This is a genomic window from Pseudomonas sp. TE50-2, from assembly GCF_040813665.1.
Classification (GTDB): domain Bacteria; phylum Pseudomonadota; class Gammaproteobacteria; order Pseudomonadales; family Pseudomonadaceae; genus Aquipseudomonas; species Aquipseudomonas soli.
In genome coordinates, this window is the sequence record NZ_JBFNXN010000001.1 from 1,143,737 (window position 1) to 1,163,574 (window position 19,838).

At 66.7% G+C, this 19,838-nt stretch carries 10 protein-coding genes; 7 read left to right on the forward strand and 3 right to left on the reverse strand.

The window, feature by feature from the left end:
* Positions 1-33 precede the first annotated feature (33 nt).
* Positions 34-12,981, reverse strand: coding sequence for a non-ribosomal peptide synthetase (locus AAHK21_RS05150; protein WP_367856631.1), 12,948 nt, complete (start codon positions 12,979-12,981; stop codon positions 34-36).
* A gap of 319 nt (positions 12,982-13,300) precedes the next feature.
* Here AAHK21_RS05150 and AAHK21_RS05155 point away from each other — a divergent pair, with 319 nt between their 5' ends.
* Complete coding sequence (locus AAHK21_RS05155) at positions 13,301-13,828, forward strand: RNA polymerase factor sigma-70 (RefSeq protein WP_046856458.1); 528 nt, start codon at positions 13,301-13,303, stop codon at positions 13,826-13,828.
* A gap of 126 nt (positions 13,829-13,954) precedes the next feature.
* Here the strand turns inward: AAHK21_RS05155 and AAHK21_RS05160 are convergent, their stop codons facing one another.
* A complete protein-coding gene (locus tag AAHK21_RS05160; RefSeq protein ID WP_367856632.1) occupies positions 13,955-14,755 on the reverse strand; it encodes a substrate-binding periplasmic protein in 801 nt (266 codons plus the stop codon).
* A gap of 184 nt (positions 14,756-14,939) precedes the next feature.
* Between AAHK21_RS05160 and AAHK21_RS05165 the strand changes: the two genes are divergently transcribed.
* On the forward strand, positions 14,940-15,491 hold the full coding sequence (locus AAHK21_RS05165) for an exonuclease domain-containing protein (RefSeq protein ID WP_046856460.1): 552 nt from the start codon (positions 14,940-14,942) through the stop codon (positions 15,489-15,491).
* 72 nt (positions 15,492-15,563) lie between these two features.
* On the forward strand, positions 15,564-15,848 hold the full coding sequence (locus AAHK21_RS05170) for a pyrimidine/purine nucleoside phosphorylase (RefSeq protein ID WP_038705716.1): 285 nt from the start codon (positions 15,564-15,566) through the stop codon (positions 15,846-15,848).
* 65 nt (positions 15,849-15,913) lie between these two features.
* Here AAHK21_RS05170 and AAHK21_RS05175 read toward each other — a convergent pair whose 3' ends face one another.
* Positions 15,914-16,603, reverse strand: a complete 690-nt coding sequence (locus AAHK21_RS05175) for an alpha/beta family hydrolase (RefSeq protein WP_367856633.1) — start codon at positions 16,601-16,603, stop codon at positions 15,914-15,916.
* A 49-nt stretch (positions 16,604-16,652) separates the two neighbouring features.
* Between AAHK21_RS05175 and ccoN the strand changes: the two genes are divergently transcribed.
* From ccoN to ccoP, 4 genes are read left to right on the forward strand one after another with little or no spacing between them, the layout of a single operon-like run.
* On the forward strand, positions 16,653-18,077 hold the full coding sequence (ccoN, locus tag AAHK21_RS05180) for a cytochrome-c oxidase, cbb3-type subunit I (RefSeq protein ID WP_367856634.1): 1,425 nt from the start codon (positions 16,653-16,655) through the stop codon (positions 18,075-18,077).
* A gap of 13 nt (positions 18,078-18,090) precedes the next feature.
* Entirely contained in the window at positions 18,091-18,699 is a 609-nt protein-coding gene (gene ccoO, locus AAHK21_RS05185; protein ID WP_046856462.1) for a cytochrome-c oxidase, cbb3-type subunit II, read from the forward strand.
* A gap of 5 nt (positions 18,700-18,704) precedes the next feature.
* Positions 18,705-18,899, forward strand: coding sequence for a cbb3-type cytochrome c oxidase subunit 3 (locus tag AAHK21_RS05190; RefSeq protein WP_046856463.1), 195 nt, complete (start codon positions 18,705-18,707; stop codon positions 18,897-18,899).
* Positions 18,896-19,837: a cytochrome-c oxidase, cbb3-type subunit III gene (ccoP, locus tag AAHK21_RS05195; RefSeq protein WP_038705713.1), complete on the forward strand. Its 942-nt coding sequence runs from the start codon at positions 18,896-18,898 to the stop codon at positions 19,835-19,837. The genes AAHK21_RS05190 and ccoP overlap by 4 nt, the downstream gene beginning before the upstream one ends.
* The last annotated feature ends 1 nt before the right edge of the window (position 19,838 follow it).

Genomic DNA, 19,838 nt, shown 5'->3' on the forward strand with positions numbered 1-19,838 from the left:
ACAGAGCCGATGCGACTTGCCCCGCGATGACCGTTACAACGCCTCCAGCTCGGCCATCAGGTCGCTCAGCCGATCGACCTTGGCGTCATCCAGCGCGCTGTCCTGCAGCCCGCGCACATAGTCCGCCAGCTCTTCCACCGTGCTGCACTCGAACATCGCCCGCAGCGGCACGTTCAACTGCAGGGCCTTCTGCACCCGCGAGGCGATCTGCGTTGCCAGCAGCGAATGCCCGCCCAGCTCGAAGAAGTTGTCGCGCACACCCACCCGCTCGGCCTTGAGCACATCGGCCCAGATCCCGGCGAGGGTCTCTTCAAGCTCGTTGCGCGGTGCCAGGTAGGCCTGGCTGTGCTGGCCACCGATATCGATGGCCGGCAGCGCCTTGCGGTCAAGCTTGCCGTTGGCGTTGTGCGGCAGGCTGTCGAACCAGCCCCAGTGCAGCGGCACCATGTACTCCGGCAACTCGGCGCGCAGGCGCTGCTTGAGCTGGTCGAGCAGCGCGGCGTCGGCACTGACGCCCTGGTGCGCCACCAGGTAGCCGACCAGGTGCTTGCCGTTGACGCCCTCCTGCACGCCCACCGCGGCATCGCGCAGCTCCGGCTGTTCGTGCAGGCGCGCCTCGATCTCGCCCAGTTCGATGCGGTAGCCGCGGATCTTCACCTGATGGTCGATGCGCCCAACGTACTCCAGCACGCCATCCGGACGGCGCCGCGCCAGGTCGCCGGTGCGGTACAGGCGCTCACCGGGCGCACCGTACGGATGCGGAATGAAGGCCTGGGCGGTGCGCAGCGGATCGCCGACATAGCCACGGCCCACACCGGTACCAGCGACGCACAGCTCGCCCACTGCGCCCAGCGGCACCAGGGTCTGGTCCTCGCCGAGCAGGTACAGACGGTTGTTGTCGGTCGGCGTGCCGATCGGCAGGTAGCTGCCCTGGGTCGAGGCGGCATCGACGCGGAAGAACGCCACGTCGTCCGAGCACTCCGCCGGGCCGTAGGCGTTGACCAGGCCGATGGCCGGGTAGCGCTGCAGCCACTGGCCGGCCAGCTCGGGCGGCATGGCCTCGCCGGTCGGCAGCATCCAGCGCAGGCCATCTAGGGCCTGGTGATCGTTGGCCAGCATGCCCTGGATCAGCGACGGCACACTCTCCAGCACGGTGATGCCGGTGGCCTGCACATGGCTCAGCAGGCCTTGCGGATCATGGGCGATGGCGTTCGGCACGATCTCCACGCGGGCCCCGAACAGCGGCGCGGCGAGGAACTGCCACACCGAGATGTCAAAGCTCTGCGAGGCGGTCTGGGCAATCACGTCCTGCTCGTCCAGGGCCAGGTACGGCACCTTGCTCAGCTGGTTGTTGAGCATGCCGCGCTGCTCGACCATCACGCCCTTGGGCAAGCCGGTGGAGCCGGAGGTGTAGATCACGTAGGCAAGGTTGTCCGGCGCGCTGTGGATGCCAAGGTTATGGCTGGCCACGTTGCTTGCCTGCACGTCTTCCCAGACCAGCAGCTTCGGCCGCGCCGCGCCCGCCACTTCATCGAGCAGCTGGCGCGCCTGCTCGGCGCAGGCCGCGCTGCACACCAGTACCGGCGTGCGGCTCAGCTCGACGATGCGTTGCAGGCGCGCCGCCGGCAGGCCCGGATCCAGCGGCAGGTAGCCGGCGCCGGCCTTGAAGCTGCCGACGATCATGCCCAGCAGCGCCAGGCCGCGCTCGGCCAGCAGCGCCACCGGTTGGTCGATGGCCACGCCAGCCGCAACCAAAGCATGACCCAGCCGGTTGGCCGCCACGTTCAGGCCCGCATAGTCGTAAGCGGCCGTCTCGCAACGGGCGACGGTGCGCTGCAGATGCGCGGCCACCCGCGCCTCGAACAGCTCGACGTAGCTCTGCTCCAGCGCATAGGCATGCTCGGTGCGGTTGCAGTCCTCGAGCAGGAAACGTTGTTCGTCGGCCCCCAGCAGCGGCAGCTCGCCGACCTCGCCCTCAAAGCCCTCGACCAGCGCCAGCAGCAGGCGCTTGAATTCGGCGAGCAGGCGCTCGACGGTCGGGTAGTCGAAGTAGCGCTGGTCGAACGACAGGTGCAGGCCCAGGTCATCGCCCGGGTAGCACACCGCGGTCAGCGGGAAGTTGGTGTGGGTCCGGCCCGAGTCGGAGCTGGCGTCCAGGTGCTGGGCGTGGTCGAGCACCGCCGTTTCCACCGGGGCGTTCTCGAACACGAACAGACTGTCGAACAGCGGCTGGCCCTTGGGCAGTTCGCTGCATTCCTGGATCGCCACCAGCGGCAGGTACTCGTATTCACGCAACTGCATGTTGCGATCGAGCAAGCCCTGCAGCCACTGGCGCACGCTGCTGCGCTCGCCCGGCTGCGGCAACTGCACGCGCAGGGCGATGCTGTTGATGAACAGGCCGACCGTGCGCTGCATCTGCGGCATGCTCACCGGACGCCCGGCCACGGTGACGCCGAATACCACGTCGCGATCGCCGCTGTAGCGCGCCAGGGTCAGGGCCCAGGCCGCCTGGGCGAAGGTGTTGACCGTCAGCTGGTGAGCCTGGGCCAGTTCACGCAGGCGGGCGCCCTCGCTCACTTGCAGGCGGGTGTAGCAGTCGCCCACGACCATACCGTCACCGGCATGGTCATGGCGCAGCGGACGGTCGCTGGGGATCGCCGTGGCGCGCTCGAAGCCGGCCAGGTTGGCCTGCCACCACTGGCGCGCCTCGTCCAGATCCTGGCGCTGCAGCCAGCCGATGTAGTCGCGGTAGCGCGGCGGCACCGGCAACTGGGCCTGGCGCCCTTCGCCCAGGGCCTGGTAGATCTCGAAGAAGTCGTTCATCAGCAGCGAGCGGCACCAGGCATCGATGAGGATGTGGTGGTTGCTCATCATGAACCAGTAACGCGCATCGTCCACACGCACCAGGCGCAGGTGGAACGGTGCTTCGCGCAACAGCTCGAAGCCGGCCTCGCGCTCCTCCTTGTGCAGCGCTTGCAGGCGCGCTTCCTGGGCATGCTCGTCAAGGCCGCGCCAGTCCTGGTAGTCCACCGCGGTCTTGCCGGGTTTGTGGATGATCTGCAGCATCGCTTCGCCGGCGTTCCAGCTGAACGAGGCGCGCAATGCCTCGTGGCGCGCCACCACTGCCTGCCAGGCCTGGGCGAAGCGCTCGGGGTCGAGGGCGCTGTTGATGCGGTAGCGGTCCTGCATGTAGTAGATGCCGGTGCCCGGCTCGAGCAGGGTGTGCAGCAGCAGGCCTTCCTGCATCGGCGTCAGCGGGTAGACGTCCTCGATCTCGGCGGCCGGGATCGGCAGCGTGTCGATCTGCTCCTGGGTCAGTTGCGCCAGGGGGAAGTCCGAAGGGGTGAAGCTGCCGTTGCCGTCCGCCAGGCAGTGGGCGACCAACGCCAGCAGCTCCTGGCGATAGGCCTCGGCCAAGCGGGCGATGGTCGCCTCGTCATAGCGCTCGGCACTGAAGCTCCAGCGCAGTTGCAGCGCGCCGCCATAGACCTGGCCATCGACGCTCAGCCAGTTCGGCAGCGGCGCATCCAGGTCATGGGCCAGGCCCGCCGGTGCATCCAGCGGCTGGAACAGTGCCGCCTGGTCGAACTGCTGGTCGAACTGGCCGAGGTAGTTGAAGGTGATCCGGGCCTGGGGCAAGGCGGCCATGCGCTCACGCCCGGCCTCGTCGGCCAGGTAGCGCAGCACACCGTAGCCCTGGCCTTTGTGCGGCACCTGGCGCAGTTGTTCCTTGATGTGCTTGATCGACGCGGCGCGGCCAACTTCGCCCTCGGCCATTACGGGGCTCAGGCTCAGTGGGTAGGCGTTGGTGAACCAGCCGACGCTGCGGGTCAGGTCCATGTCCTCGAACAGACCATCGCGGCCATGGCCTTCCAGCTGCACCAGCACCTGCTCGTCGCCGCTCCAGTGGCACAGCGTGCGCGCCAGGGCGGTCAGCAGCAGGTCGTTGACCTGGGTGTGGTAGGCCGCCGGCGCCTGTTGCAGCAGCTGGCGGGTCTGTTCCACGTTCAGGTCGATGGCAAGGCTGCGGGCATGGCGGTGCAGGTTGCCGCCCTGGGGATGATCGCAGGGCAGTTCGCGACGGGCGTTGCCCAGTTGCGCTTCCCACCAGTCCAGCTCGTCGCGCAGCGAATCACTGCCGGCGTAGCTGGCCAGGCGCGCCGCCCAGTCGCCCATGGCGTGGGTCTTGGCGGCCAGGGTTTCACCGCGGTACAGCGCCTGCAGGTCTTCCAGCAGGACGCGCCAGGACACGCCATCGACCACCAGGTGATGGATCGCCAGCAGCAGGCGCTGGACGCCCTGGTCATCGCTGACCAGCAAGGCGCGCAGCAGCGGCCCCTCGGCAAGGTCGAGGCTGCGCTGCACATCGGTATACAGCGCCTGACAGTCCTCGAAATCGCTCACGGTCGCGGTCCACAGCAACGGCTGGGTGCTCGGCTGGGCGTACTCGGCCTGCCAGCGGCCGTTGGCCTGGCCAAAGCGCAGGCGCAGGCTGTCGTGGTGTTGCACCAGCGCGGCCAAAGCCCGCTCCAGCGCCTCGGCCTGCAACGGCTGGCGCGCCTGCAGCAGCACCGCCTGGTTCCAGTGCTGCGGCTGCGGCACTTCGCTGTCGAAGAACCAGTGCTGGATCGGCGTCAGGCCGGCGCTGCCCTGACGTGCGCCCTGCTCGATCGCGCTCGGCGCCTCGCTGCGGGTCACCACTGCCGCCAGGGTCTGGATGGTCTGGTGCTGGAACAGGTCACGCGGGGTGAACTGCAGCCCCAGCTGACGGGCACGGCTGACCACCTGGATCGACAGGATCGAGTCGCCGCCCAGTTCGAAGAAGTTGTCCTGCACGCCGATGCGCGGCAGGTTGAGCACCTCGCGCCAGATCTGCGCCAGCTGGCTTTCCAGCTCGTTGGCTGGGGCCTGGTAGTGCTGACGCGCCTGCTCCAGATCCGGGGCCGGCAATGCGCGGCGGTCGAGCTTACCGTTGCCCATCAGCGGCAAGCTGTCGAGCAGCACCAGGTGCGCCGGCACCATGTAGTCGGGCAGGTGCTGGCGGGCATCGGCCTTGACCGCCTCGCGCAGCAGGGCCTGGGCCTCGCCGTCGGCGCTCGCCTGTGGGCACACCAGGTAACCCACCAGTTGCTTGCCACCCGGCAGGTCGAGGGCCAGGACCACCGCCTCCTCGACGTCGGCGTGCTCCTGCAGGCGACTCTCGATCTCGCCCAGCTCGATACGGAAGCCACGGATCTTCACCTGCTGGTCTGCCCGCCCGACATACTCCACCAGGCCATCGGCGCGCAGGCGCACCAGATCGCCGGTACGGTACAGGCGACCGCCAGCATGGCTGAACGGGTCGGCGACGAAACGCTCGGCGCTCAGGCCCGGACGGTCGTGGTAGCCCTGGGCCAGGCCGGCACCGCCGACGTACAGTTCACCGATGCCGCCTTGCGGCAGCAGCGCCAGGTCCTCGTCAAGGATATAGGCGGTGCGGGCACCGATGACCCGGCCGATCGGCACGCTGCCGGCATCGACAGGTATCTGCTCCGGCGCCAGGCAGGCCAGTGGCATCACCACCGTTTCGGTCGGGCCGTAGGCGTTGAAGAACTGTTGCGGCGCAAAGGCCTGGCGGATGCGTTGCAGGTGCTCGCCGGTCAAGGCCTCGCCACCGGTGATCACCAGGCGCACCGGCAATTGCTCGCCCTGCCCGGCAAGGTACTGGGCCAGCTGGCTGCCGTAGCTCGGGGTGAAACCGAGCACGCTGACTTGCTGCTCACGCACCAGTTGGCAGATCTCCTCGGCGCCCCACTGGCCCTGGGCACGCAGCACGACGCGGGCACCGCACAGCAGCGGCACCAGCAGGCGCTCGCTGGCGGCGTCGAAGTTGATCGAATAGAAGTGCAGCTCGCAGTCGTCGCTGCGCATGCCGAACTCGGCGATCACCGCCTTGCAGTGCATGGCGATTTCACCGTGGCTGACCACCACGCCCTTGGGCTTGCCGGTGGAGCCGGAGGTGTAGATCAGGTAGGCCTGGTGCTGCGGCAGGTTGAGGTTGTCCAGGGCGGCGTCGCTGTAGGCGGACAGGCTCGCGGCATCGTCCTCCAGGCTCCAGCGGGCAACGCCCGGCGGCAGTTCGCCTAGGGTGTCGAGCAACGCCCGCTGGCCGATCAGCAGGCCGAGGCGACTGTCCTCGATCATGTAGCGCAGGCGGTCGAGCGGGTATTCCGGGTCCAGCGGCACGTAGGCGCCACCGGCCTTGAGGATGGCCAGCAGGCCGACCACCATCTCCAGCGATCGCTCCAGCGCGAGGCCCACCCGCACCTGCGGGCCGACGCCGCGCTCGCGCAGGGCGCGGGCCAGGCGGTTGGCCTGCTGGTCGAGCTCGGCGTAGCTCAGGTGCTGGCCGGCGAAGGTCAGGGCCAGGGCCTGCGGGGTCCGCTCAGCCTGGGCAGCGAACAGCCCATGCAGCGTCTGGTCCAGCGCGAAGTCCTGCTCGCCCTGCAGCTGGCCGATCAGCACCTGCTGCTCGGCGTCAGCCAGCATCGGCAGTTCGCACAGGCGCTGCTGCGGATCGTCGATCAGCGCCACCAGCAGCTGCTGCCAGTGCTCGGCCATGCGCGCGATGCGCGGCTCATCGAACAGGTCGCGGCTGTAGGTGAAGCAGCAGCCCAGGCGGCCGTCGAGGTCGGTGACCTCCAGGTACAGGTCGAACTTGGTGGCGCTGGCGTCGTTGACCAGGTAATCCACCTGCATGCCCACCAGTTCACGGCTCTGCTGGAAGGCCCAGCGCTGCACGTTGCACATCACCTGGAACAGCGGGTTGTAGGCGCTCGAGCGCGGCGGCTGCAGGGCTTCGACCAGTTGCTCGAACGGCAGGTCCTGGTGCGACTGGCCATCGATGATGGTCTGGCGCACCTGGTCGAGCAACGCGCCGGCGCTCATTTGCCCGTCCAGTTCGCAACGCAGCACCTGGGTGTTGAGGAAGGCGCCGATCAGCCCCTCGCTTTCCGGGCGAATGCGGTTGGCCACCGGCGCGCCGATGCGCAGGTCGCGCTGGCCGCTGTAGCGGTGCAGCAACGCGGCCAGGGTGGCGGTCATGGTCATGAACAGGGTCAGGCCGCGCTGGCTGTTGAAGGCGTGCACGCGCTTGACCAGCGCCGGATCCAGGTCGAAGCGGTACAGCTCGCCGCGGTGGCTCTGCACCGCCGGGCGTGGGCGATCGGCGGGCAGCGCCAGCACCGGATGCTCATCGCCCAGGCGGTCCTTCCAGTAAGCCAGCTGGCGATCGCCCTCGCCGCTTTCCAGCCACTGGCGCTGCCACACGCTGTAATCGAGGTACTGCACCGGCAGCGGCGCCAGCGGCGACTCGCGCTCGTCGACGAAGGCCTCGTACAGCTCGCCCAGTTCACGGGCGAAGATGTCCATGGCCCAGCCTTCGGTGACGATATGGTGCAGGGTCAGGACGAAGTAGTGCTCGCGCTCGCCGGCCTTGACCAGACAGGCGCGCAACAGCGGGCCGCGCTCCAGGTCGAACGGCTGGTGCGCCTGGTCATCGGCCAGTTGTTGCAGGCGTTGCTGGCGGGCCTCGTCGGCCAGGGTGCTGAAGTCATGCCAGTGCAGTTGCACGTGGCTGTCATCGGCCACGCACTGGTAAGGCTTGCCGTCGATGCTGGGGAAGGTGGTGCGCAGGGTTTCGTGACGCACGATCAACGCCTGCAGTGCGCGCTCGAAGGCGTCCACATGCAGCAGGCCCTGGAAACGCGCCATGCCGCCGACGTTGTAGGCGGGGCTGTGCGGATCCATCTGCCAGAGGAACCACATGCGCTGCTGCGAGTACGACAGCGGCACCGCCTGGCGGCGGTCGACACGGGCGATGGCGCCTTGCAGGTTGCGTGCGCCGCTGTCCTGCAGACGGGCAATCTCGGCGCAGAACGCGCCCAGCTCGCTGGCCTCGAACAAGGCCTTGAGCGGCAACTCGACATCCAGCGCCTGGCGGGTGCGCGAGACGATCTGGGTGGCCAGCAAGGAGTGGCCACCAAGGGCGAAGAAGTCATCCTGCAAGCCAACCTGCGGCCGGCCCAGCACCTCGCGCCAGATCGCCGCGACCTGTTGTTGCAACGCGCTTTGCGGCTCGACATGTTCACGTTGCTGCCAGACCGGGGCCGGCAGCGCCTTGCGATCGACCTTGCCGCTCGGCCCCAGGGGCAGCTGCGCAAGATGGATGAGCTGTGCCGGCACCATGTAGGCCGGCAGGCGCTCGGCCAAAGCAGCCAGCAGCGCCTCGGTCTGCTCGACACCGCTGTAATAGCCCACCAGCTGGGCACCGACAGCATCCTTGTGAATCAGCACCAGTGCCTGGGCGACACCCAGCTCGGCCAGCAGCACCGCCTGCACCTCCTCCGGCTCGACGCGGAAGCCACGCACCTTGACCTGCTGGTCGAGGCGCCCCAGGTAATCCAGGGCTTGGCTCTGCACATGCCAGCGGGCGCGGTCGCCGCTGCGGTACAGCCGTGCGCCGTCGCCATCGGGCTGCGGCACGAAGCGCTCGGCGGTCAGCCCCGGGCGGCCGAGGTAGCCGCGAGCCAGGCCCGCGCCCCCCAGGCACAGCTCGCCGGGCACGCCCGGCGCGGTCAACTCGAACTCATCGTCCAGCACCCGGCACAGCACGTTGCCCAGCGGGCGGCCGATGGGCGAGCGCTCGCCATCATTCGCCTGGCAGTGCCAGTGGGTGACGTTGATCGCGGTTTCGGTCGGGCCGTAGCGGTTGTGCAGTTGTACCTGTGGCAGCAGTTGCAGCACGCGGTCACGCAAGGCGGCGGACAACGCCTCGCCACCGGAGAACAACCGGCGCAGGCTGGTGCAGCCGACGGCCAACGGTTCCTGGACGAACACCTGCAGCAACGGTGGCACGAAGTGCAGCGTGGTCACCGCGTGTTGCTGGATCAGTTGGGCGATGCGCTGCGGATCGCGATGTTCGCCGGGGCCGGCCAGGACCAGCTTGCAACCGGTGACCAGCGGCCAGAAGCACTCCCACACCGACACGTCGAAACTGATCGGCGCCTTCTGCATCAGCACGTCGCTGTCATCCAGCGCATAGCTGGCCTGCATCCACTGCAGGCGCTCGGCCAGTGCGGCATGGGTGTTGCCCACGCCCTTGGGCTGGCCGGTGGAACCGGAGGTGTAGATCACATAGGCGAGGTTGTCGCCATGCAGGTGCAGGCCGGGGGCCTGGCTTGGCCAGCTGTCCAGGTGCAACTGGTCGAGGGCGATGGCGCTCACGCCTTCGACCTGCGGCAGTTTGTCGAGCAGGCTGCTGTGGCTGAGCAACAGGCCGGCCTGGCAATCACCGAGCATGTAGGCCAGGCGCTCGGCCGGGTAGTCGGTGTCCAGCGGCACGTAGGCGCCACCGGCCTTGAGAATGGCCAGCAGGCCGACCAGCAGCTGCGGCGAACGCTCCAGGGCAATCGCCACGCAAGTGTCGGGACCGACGCCCTTGTCGCGCAGGTAGTGCGCCAGGCGGTTGGCCTGCTGGTGCAGCTCGGCATAGCCAAGCTGACCGCCCTCCCACACCAGCGCGGTGCGCTCGGGGCTCAGGCGCGCCTGTTCGTTGAGTTGCTCGACCAGCAGGCGCGGCGCGCTCGCCATGGGCGCCTGGCCCCACTCGAGCAGTTGCGCCTGGCTGTGCTCGTCGAGCAGGCGCACCTCGCCAATGGCCAGCTGCGGTTCGGCGCAGACCTGCTCGAGCAAGGCCAGCAGATGGCTGGCCAGGCGCTTGACGGTGGCCGCCTCGAACAACCCGGCGGCGTAGTCGAAGGCCAGCGTCAGGCGGCCCTGGTGGTCTTCCTCGCTGTGCAACTGCAGGTCGAACTTGGCTTCACGGCTGTGCCACGGCAGCTCTTCGGCCAGCAGGCCGGGCAGGCGGCGCAAGGCCGACAGGTCGCGTTGCTGGTGGTTGAACATGACCTGGAACAGGCCTTGTTCACGTGCCTGCGGCAGCGCCTCGAGCAGTTGCTCGAAGGGCAGGTCCTGATGGGCCTGGGCCTCCAGGGTGGCCTGGCGCGCCTGGGCCAGCAGCCCGGCGAACGGCAGGCGGCCGTCGAGCTCGGCGCGCAGCACCTGGGTGTTGATGAAGAAGCCGACCATGCCCTGGGTTTCCAGGCGCGGGCGGTTGGCGTTGGGCACGCCGACGCGAATGTCACCCTGGCCGCTGTAGCGATGCAGCACGGCCTGCCAGCCGGCCAGCAGGACCATGAACAGGCTGGCCTGCTGCTCGCGGGCCAGGTCCTTGAGGGCGCCGGTCAGTGCCGCAGGTACCTTGAGGCTGTGGCGCGCAGCGCGGGTGTGCTGCTGGCTGGCGCGGGGCTGGTCGGTGCACAGGTCGAGCACCGGCAGTTCGTCATCCAGCTTGTTCTTCCAGTAATCGAGCTGGCGGGCGCTTTCGCCATCGGCCAGCCACTGGCGCTGCCACTGGCCGTAGTCGGCGTAGCCCAGCGTCAGTTCGGGCAGTTGCGCGGCCTGGTCCTGGGCGGCGTACAGGCGAGCGAACTCATCCAGCAGGATGTTCAGCGACCAGCCGTCGGCGACGATGTGGTGCAGGGTCACCCACAGCTGGTGCTCTTCGTCGTCCAGACGGGCCAGGGTCACCCGCAGGAGCGGGCCCTGGCGCAGATCGAACGGCTGCTGCGCCTCATCCTCGCGGCGCGCGGCCACCTCGGCGGGAGACTGCCCTTCGAGGTCCAGATGACGCAGGGTGAACGCCTGGCTCGGCAGGATGCGTTGCACGGCCTGGCCGTCGACTTCGTCGAACAGCGTGCGCAGGGATTCATGGCGTGCCACCAGGGCCTGGAAGCTGGCCTGCAGCGCCGCGACATCCAGCTCGCCGCGCAGGTGCAGGCCGGCGGGGATGTTGTAGGCGGCGGACTGCGGCTCCAGCTGCCACAACAGCCACAGGCGGTTCTGTGCCAGTGACTGCGGCAGGGCCTGGTCGCGAGCCTGGGTTTCGATGGCGCCGGCGGCGCTGCCACCTTCGGCGAGGACGGCCGCCACGGCGGCGCTGTATTCGGCCAGGGTCGGTGCTTCGAACAGGGTGCGCAGGCTGAGCTGAATGCCCAGTTCGTCGCCCAGGCGCGCGGTCACCTGGGTGGCCGCGATGGAGTTGCCGCCCAGCAGCAGGAAGTGGTCGTCCGCCGCCACCGCCTCGACCTTGAGCAGTTCACGCCAGATACCCGCGATCCGTGCCTGCAGGTCGTCACCGGCCACGCCATTGCCCTGCGCCGTTTGCGCCGTCGGGAACCGCGCATAGATATCCAGGCTGCCGTCGTTCATGCGCAGGCGACAGGCCGAGCGCTGCAGCTTGCCGCTGGAGGTCTTGGGCAAGGCGCCTGGGTTGAGCAGCAACACCACGGCCGGCGCCTGGCGACAGGCATCGGCAATGACCCGGCGCAGGGTATTGATCAGCGCCTCGGGCGTGTGCGCCTTCTGCACATTGCGGCTGATCTCCACCGCCACGCCGATGCCCTCCTCGCCCTGGTCGTCGACGGCGAACACCGCCACCCGGCCCTTGCGCAGCACATCGACCTCACGCTCCAGGGTCTTTTCCAGGTCCTGCGGGTAGATATTCTGGCCACGGACGATAAGCATGTCCTTCAGGCGCCCGGTGACGAACACTTCGCCATCGCGCATGAAGCCGAGATCGCCGGTACGCAGCCAGGTCTGGCCATCACGCTCGACAAAGGTCCGGGCGCTGGCCTCGGGGTTGCGCCAGTAACCCAGGGCGATGCTCGGGCCGCCGGCCCAGATCTCGCCGACCCGGTTGTCCTCCAGCACCTCCAGGCGCTGCGGGTCGACGATGCACACCGCGTGGCCCGGCTGCGGGTAGCCGCAGCTCATCAGCACGCTACCCTGGCCGGGCTCGGCGCGGTTGGCGGCAAAGGCCTCGGCATCCAGTTCCAGCGCGCCGATACCCTGGCCACGGCGGCTGCCGCTGACGAACAGGGTGGCCTCGGCCAGGCCATAGCTGGCGAAGAAGCTGCTGGCGGTGAAGCCGCAGGCGGCAAACTTTTCAGCGAAGGTATCGAGACTGTCCTGGCGGATCGGCTCGGAGCCCGAATAGGCCACGCGCCAGCGGCTCAGGTCCAGGCCGGCGAGCGCGGCCTCGCTGACCCGCTCGCTGCACAGCCGGTAGGCGAAGTCCGGGCCGCCACTGATGGTGCCGCCGTACTCGCTGATCGCCTGCAGCCAGCGCAATGGCCGGGCGAGGAAATAGCCCGGCGACATCAGCACGCAGGGTACGCCACTGAAGATCGGCTGCAGCAGGCCACCGATCAGGCCCATGTCGTGGTACAGCGGCAGCCAACTGACGATCACGTCGTCCGGGTTCAGGTCGATGCCGAAACCGTGGCGGATCAGCTGTTCGTTGGCCACCAGGTTGCCGTGGCTGACCTGCACGCCCTTGGGCAGCGCGGTGGAGCCTGAGGTGTATTGCAGGAAGGCGATGTCGCTGCCTTCCAGCACCGGCTCGCGCCACTGCGCGGCCAGCTGCGGATCCAGGCGGTCCACCGCCAGCAGGCCCGGGGCGTTGGCACCAGCCAGGGCTTCGAGGCCCTGCAAACTGTCACACAGCGCCTCTACCGTCAGCAGCAGGCGCGGCTCGGCGTCGTCGATGATCGACAGCAGGCGTTCCTGATGGTGCTGGCGCGAAGACTCCGGCGGGTAGGCCGGCACGGCAATCACCCCGGCGTACAGGCAACCGAAGAAAGCCGCGACATAGTCCGGCCCACTGGGAAACAACAGGATGGCACGCTCGCCAAACCCGGCCCTGGCCTGCAACGCCGCGGCAATGGTCCGGGCGCGCTGGTCGAGGTCTCGGTAACTGAGCACCGCCTGCTCGCCGGGCGCATCGGCGAGGAAGCGCAAGGCGATGCGCTCCGGGGTCTGGGCGGCGCGTTGCGCCAGGGCCTGGACCAGCGAGTGCGGGAGTTCGAAGGCGTCCGTCATGGAATGTTCCTGCCAGTGTCTGGGTGAGTCGCGCCTGACTGGCCCGCGCACGACAGGCGGGCAGTGTTCGGCAGCCGAGATGTACACAGGGGAACGGATGGGCGGGGGAAGAAATTAGGTCCGGCGGGAAGGCCGCAAAGGCCTGACGCAGAGGCAAATGTTGAAGCGTTTCACAGGCTGAAGCTTAGAACCAAAATGGATAGAAACTCATTAACTTTCGTATTTGACAATCATTATCATTACGAATAGTTTGTCGCACGTCGTAGGAAGCCTCCTTAAGAGGTGCGCTCCCTCTCCTCTCTGAGACAAGGTGATTTCCATGGCGGAACAACTATCCACAAGTAAGTGCGATTCACCATTACTCCAGGCATTCGTCGACAACCGCAGCATCCTGGTCAAGATCGCAGCCCGCATCACCGGCTGCCGCTCACGCGCCGAGGATGTGGTGCAGGATGCCTTCTTCAGGCTCAGCGCCGCCCCGCAGATCACCTCATCGTTCAAGGCTCAGCTCAGCTACCTGTTCCAGATCGTGCGCAACCTGGCCATCGATCACTACCGCAAGCAGGCCATGGAACTCAGGTACTCCGGCAGCGAGGAGGAAGGGATGAACGTGGTCATCCAGAACGCCTCGCCCGAGGCCACCCATATCAACCTCGCCACCCTTGAACACATCGCCGACGCCCTCGACGAACTGCCCAAACGCACCCGCTACGCCTTCGAGATGTACCGCCTGCATGGCGTGCCGCAGAAGGACATCGCCAAGGAGCTCGGGGTCTCGCCGACGCTGGTCAACTTCATGATCCGCGATGCGCTGATCCATTGCCGCAAGAGCAGCCGCCTGGGCTGAGGCCGTCATCGCGAGGCAAGCCCGCTCCAACAGGGGCGCGTTTGCCTTGGGCACTGCAACAGCCTGCCCACTCCATACTGAATACGCGACGGCCTTGCCGAAATTTAGGCTCTGTATGAACTGACCCTAGTCGTGCGGCGCTTCGACGGTGATCTGGTAAGGCTGGAAGATCCGCAGCAGTTCGCCGTTTTCCCGCAGCTGGCGCAACAGGCTGGCGAACGCCTCGGGGCTGATGGACGCCCCTGGGCGCAGTAGCGCGTAGTGATGGTAGACCTGGTCGACCCGTTGCGAGGCCAGCAACTGGCCGGCACTGTCCGGGTTGCGCTTGAGGAAATCGCTGAGGTACGAACGGGTGACCAGGGCGATGTCCGCACGCCCACGCTCGACCATGTTCAGGTTGCTGTCGTGGGAATAGGTCAGGGTCGCCCTGTAGCGTTTCTTCAACCAGGCCGGGTCCGGATTGAAATCGGCGAAGGCGTAGTGGTAGCCATTGAACAGCGCCAGGCGCTTGCCTTCGAGGTCATCGAAGTAGTGCTGGTCACGCCCGGCCTGCTGACGGCTGACGAACACCTCGGCATCCTCCAGCCCCATGTCCACGGTCTTGTGGGCAATCTCCTGCCAGCCCCATTGCGGGTTCTCGAAGATCGCCATGTCGGTGCGGCCTTGCTGGAAGTCGCCAAAGCGCCGGGGAATCGAGGTGGGCACCAGGACGAAACGGTGCCGGGACTGCAAACGGTTCAACGCCTCGACCAATTGCGGCAGCAAACCGGTATCGGCGCCCTGCTCGGGGCGCACGGTATACGGAGGAAAGTGCGCCGCCCCGATCTTCACTTCCAGCACCTCGTCGGCCCGCGCCGCACCACCCAGCGCTACCGCAACGAACAACAGCAGGGAAGAGGAAATCTTGACGCTGGGCAGTGGGATCAAGTCGAGACACTCATCACGGGTAGGGGCCTGAATGCGCCTAAACTAGGCGTTTTCCCACATGGGCACAACCGCCGAATATGCCAAAGTGCCAGGGGATGCCGTGGCTCTCGACTTTGGCTACGCTCTACCGGCCGGCCCGCTGAGATCAGCGCGCCGGCCTTTGTGCATTGAAGGGGAGCCTGGCATGGGCCACTGGTTGGTGATCGACCTGGAAGCCACCACCGACGACGGCGGCTGGCCGGTCACGGAGATGGAAATCATTGAAATCGGCGCAAGCCTGGTCACCCGCGAAGGGCGCGAGGTCGATCACTTCCAGCGTTTCGTGCGCCCCAGGCGCCGGCCGCAATTGACGCCTTTCTGCTGCGAACTGACCCACATCACCCAGGCCGACGTCGATGGCGCGGAGAAATTCGACCTGGTCTGGCGCCAGTTCGAACAATGGCTGCAGCCGCACCAGGCGCAGTTGCAGGCGTGGGTCAGCTGGGGCGACTACGACCGCAAGCAACTGCTGCAGGAGTGGCAACTGCACCATGTGCGCAGCCTGCTGGAGCAACTGCCGCATATCAACCTCAAGCAACGTTTCGCCAAGGCCCGCCACCTGCAGCGCCCGGCGGGGCTGAACAGTGCCCTGCAACTGGCCGGCCTGCAGTTTTCCGGGCAGCAGCACCGAGCCCTGGAAGATGCCCGCAACACCGCCCGCCTGCTGCCCTTGAGCCTGCCGCCGGGCACGGCCTGAAACAGATGACGCTGGGGCGGGCCTTGGGCATACTGGCCAGCCTTTTTTCATTGCTTTTTCAGGAGTCGCCCGATGTTCAAGGTCAATGAGTACTTCGATGGCACCGTCAAGTCGATCGCCTTCGAAGGCAAGGAAGGTCCGGCCACCGTGGGCGTGATGGCCCCGGGCGAGTACGAGTTCGGCACCGCCAAGCGCGAGATCATGCATGTGGTTTCCGGCGCCCTGAGCGTGAAGCTGCCAGGTAGCGACAACTGGGAAACCTTCAACGCTGGCGACAAGTTCAACGTGGCCGCCGACAGCAAGTTCCAACTGAAGGTGGCCGTGGACACTGCCTACCTGTGCGAGTACCGCGACTAAGCAAACCGGCCCCTACGCCATTTCCGGGTAGGAGCGGCTTTAGCCGCTCCTACAGGGGTTTCTCTTCATGAGAGAAACCTGGCCACCCGCTCCGCCGCCGCCTGCATATGCTGCTCGTGGCTGAACCCCGACGCCTTCAGCGGCTTCAGATCATGGTCCGCCGCCACCAGCCAGCTCACCTCGATCGCCGGCGATAGCGCATACCCCTCGACCGCCTCGCGATTGCCCAGGGCATCCCGCTCGCCCTGCACGATCAGCGTGCGTGTGCGCAGGCCTGCAAGATGCTCCACGCGAGGTTTCTCCGGCTTGCCAACGGCATAGAACGGATACCCCAGGCACACCAGCGCATCGGCGCCCAGTTCATCAGCCAACAGGCTGGCCATGCGCCCTCCCATGGACTTGCCACCTATGGCCAACGGCCCTGCGACTAAACGCCGCACCTGTTCGTATACAGTCCGCCAGGACTCCAGCAACACCTTCTGCGGATTGGGCGGCCGCTTGCCGCCATTCAACCGCCGTTCGGCCATGTAGGGAAACTCGAAGCGCACCACCCCTACCCCTTGCCCCGCCAGCCTTTGCGCCATGTCCTCCATGAACCCGCTGTCCATCGGCGCACCGGCGCCGTGGGCCAGGATCAGGCAGCCGCAAACGCCGCGATCCGCCGGAATTTGCGGAGGATCGCAGCGCAAGCCTGGGACATTTCCGATCTTCGCCCATTGATCCCCGTCAATACCGGCACTTTGCCCATTAATCATGCTTGCCTCGCTGTCTAGCCTGCCTATAACCGTGGATGGGAACCCATACATGAACACAACCAGCAGTACCGCCTACAACTACCAGGTGGTCCGCCAATTCGCCATCATGACGGTGGTGTGGGGCATCGTCGGGATGGGGCTCGGCGTCTTCATTGCCGCCCAGCTCGCCTGGCCCACCTTCAACCTTGACCTGCCGTGGACCAGCTTCGGCCGCCTGCGACCCTTGCACACCAACGCGGTGATCTTCGCCTTCGGCGGCTGTGCCCTGTTCGCCACCTCGTATTATTCGGTGCAACGCACCTGCCAGACCACCCTGTTCGCGCCGCGCCTGGCCGCGTTCACCTTCTGGGGCTGGCAACTGGTGATCCTGCTGGCGGCCATCAGCCTGCCGCTGGGCTACACCAGCACCAAGGAATACGCTGAACTGGAGTGGCCGATCGACATCCTGATCACCATCGTCTGGGTCGCCTATGCCGTGGTGTTCTTCGGTACGCTGATGAAGCGCAACACCAAGCACATCTATGTCGGCAACTGGTTCTTCGGCGCCTTCATCCTGACTGTGGCGATCCTGCATATCGTCAACAACCTGGAAGTGCCGGTCAGCCTGACCAAGTCCTACTCGCTGTACGCCGGCGCCACCGATGCCATGGTGCAGTGGTGGTACGGCCACAACGCCGTGGGCTTCTTCCTGACCGCCGGCTTCCTGGGAATGATGTACTACTACGTGCCCAAGCAGGCCGAACGTCCGGTGTATTCGTATCGCCTGTCGATCGTGCACTTCTGGGCGCTGATCACCCTGTACATCTGGGCAGGCCCGCACCACCTGCACTACACCGCCCTGCCGGACTGGGCGCAGTCGCTGGGCATGATCATGTCACTGATCCTCCTGGCCCCGAGCTGGGGCGGCATGATCAACGGCATGATGACCCTCTCGGGTGCCTGGCATAAGCTGCGCAGCGACCCGATCCTGCGCTTCCTGGTCGTCTCGCTGGCGTTCTACGGCATGTCCACCTTCGAAGGCCCGATGATGGCCATCAAGACGGTCAACGCCCTGTCCCACTACACCGACTGGACCATCGGCCACGTCCACGCCGGCGCGCTCGGCTGGGTGGCGATGATCTCCATCGGCGCGCTGTACCACACCATTCCGAAAGTGTTCGGCAAGGAACGCATGTACAGCCTCGGGCTGATCAACGCGCACTTCTGGCTGGCAACCATCGGCACCGTGCTCTACATCGCCTCGATGTGGGTCAACGGCATCGCCCAGGGCCTGATGTGGCGCGCGGTCAACAGCGACGGCACGCTGACCTACTCGTTCGTCGAAACCCTGGTGGCCAGCCACCCAGGCTTCGTCGTGCGCTTCGTCGGCGGCGTGATCTTCCTCAGCGGCATGTTCCTGATGGCCTGGAACACCTGGCGCACCGTGCGTGCCCCGGCTGTCGAGCAAGCCACCGCCAATGCCCAGCTGGCTTGAGGAGTAGAGCCTGATGAAACACGAAGTCGTTGAGAAAAACATAGGCCTGATGGCCCTGCTGATGGTGTTCGCCGTCAGCATCGGCGGCCTGACCCAGATCGTCCCGCTGTTCTTCCAGGACGTCACCAACAAGCCGGTCGAAGGCATGAAGCCCTACACCGCCCTGCAGCTCGAAGGCCGCGACATCTACATCCGCGAAGGCTGCGTCGGCTGCCACTCGCAGATGGTGCGGCCGTTCCGCGCCGAAACCGAGCGCTACGGCCACTACTCGGTGGCCGGCGAAAGCGTCTGGGACCACCCGTTCCTGTGGGGCTCCAAGCGTACCGGCCCGGACCTGGCCCGGGTCGGCGGGCGCTACTCGGACGACTGGCACCGCGCGCATCTGTACAACCCGCGCAACGTGGTGCCTGAGTCGAAGATGCCGTCCTACCCGTGGCTGGTGTCCTCGCAGGTCGACAACAGCCACACCGACGTCAAGATGCGCGTGCTGCGCAACCTGGGCGTGCCGTACACCGACGATGACATCGCCGGGGCCAAGGACGCCGTCAAGGGCAAGACCGAGATGGACGCGCTGGTCGCCTACCTGCAGGTGCTCGGCACCGCGATCAAGAACAAGAGGTGAGTGCGATGGAAATGGACATCGGCATGATCCGCGGCCTGGGCACCCTGTTGGTGATGATCGCCTTCATCGGCTTGTCGCTCTGGGTGTTCAACCGCCGCCGCGACCGTGATTTCGCCGAAGCGCGCCTGCTGCCCTTCGTCGACGACCGCCTGCCCCCTGCCGGGCAGGAACCTGCTGCAATGAGGAGTACCCGGCAATGACCACCTTCTGGAGTACGTACATCAGCGTACTGACCATCGGCAGCCTGATCGGCCTGACCTGGCTGCTGCTCGGCACCCGCAAGGGCCAGAGCAGCGACACCACCGACCAGACCATGGGCCACAGCTTCGATGGCATCGAGGAGTACGACAACCCGCTGCCGAAATGGTGGTTCTGGCTGTTCGTGGGCACCCTGGTGTTCTCGGTCGGTTACCTGATCCTCTACCCGGGCCTTGGCAACTGGAAAGGCATCCTGCCCGGCTACGAGAACGGCTGGACCCAGGTGGACGAGTGGCAGAAAGAAATGGACAAGGCTGACGCCAAGTTCGGCCCGATCTTCGCCAAATACGCCGCCATGCCGGTGGAGGAAGTGGCCAAGGATCCGCAGGCGCTGAAAATGGGTAGCCGGCTGTTCGCCTCCAACTGCTCGGTGTGCCACGGCTCCGATGCCAAGGGCTCGTACGGCTTCCCCAACCTGACCGACAAGGACTGGCGCTGGGGCGGCGAGCCGGAGACCATCAAGGCCTCGATCATGAACGGCCGCCACGGCGTCATGCCGGGCTGGGCCACGGTGATCGGCGAGCAGGGCGTGGCGGATGTCGCCGCGTTCGTGCTGACCAACCTCGATGGCCGCAGCCTGCCGGAAGGCGTCAAGGCCGACCCGGCCAAGGGCCAGGAGATCTTCGCCAGCAACTGCGTGGCCTGCCACGGCCCCACCGGCAAGGGCACTCCAGCCATGGGCGCACCCGACCTGACCCACCCGCAGGCGTTCATCTACGGCTCGAGCTTCGCCCAGCTGCAGCAGACCATCCGTTACGGCCGCCAGGGCCAGATGCCGGCGCAGCAGGATATCCAGGGCAATGACAAGGTCCACCTGCTGGCGGCCTATGTCTACAGCCTGTCGCAGGATGAAGTGCCGGAAACCGTAACCGCCAAGTAAC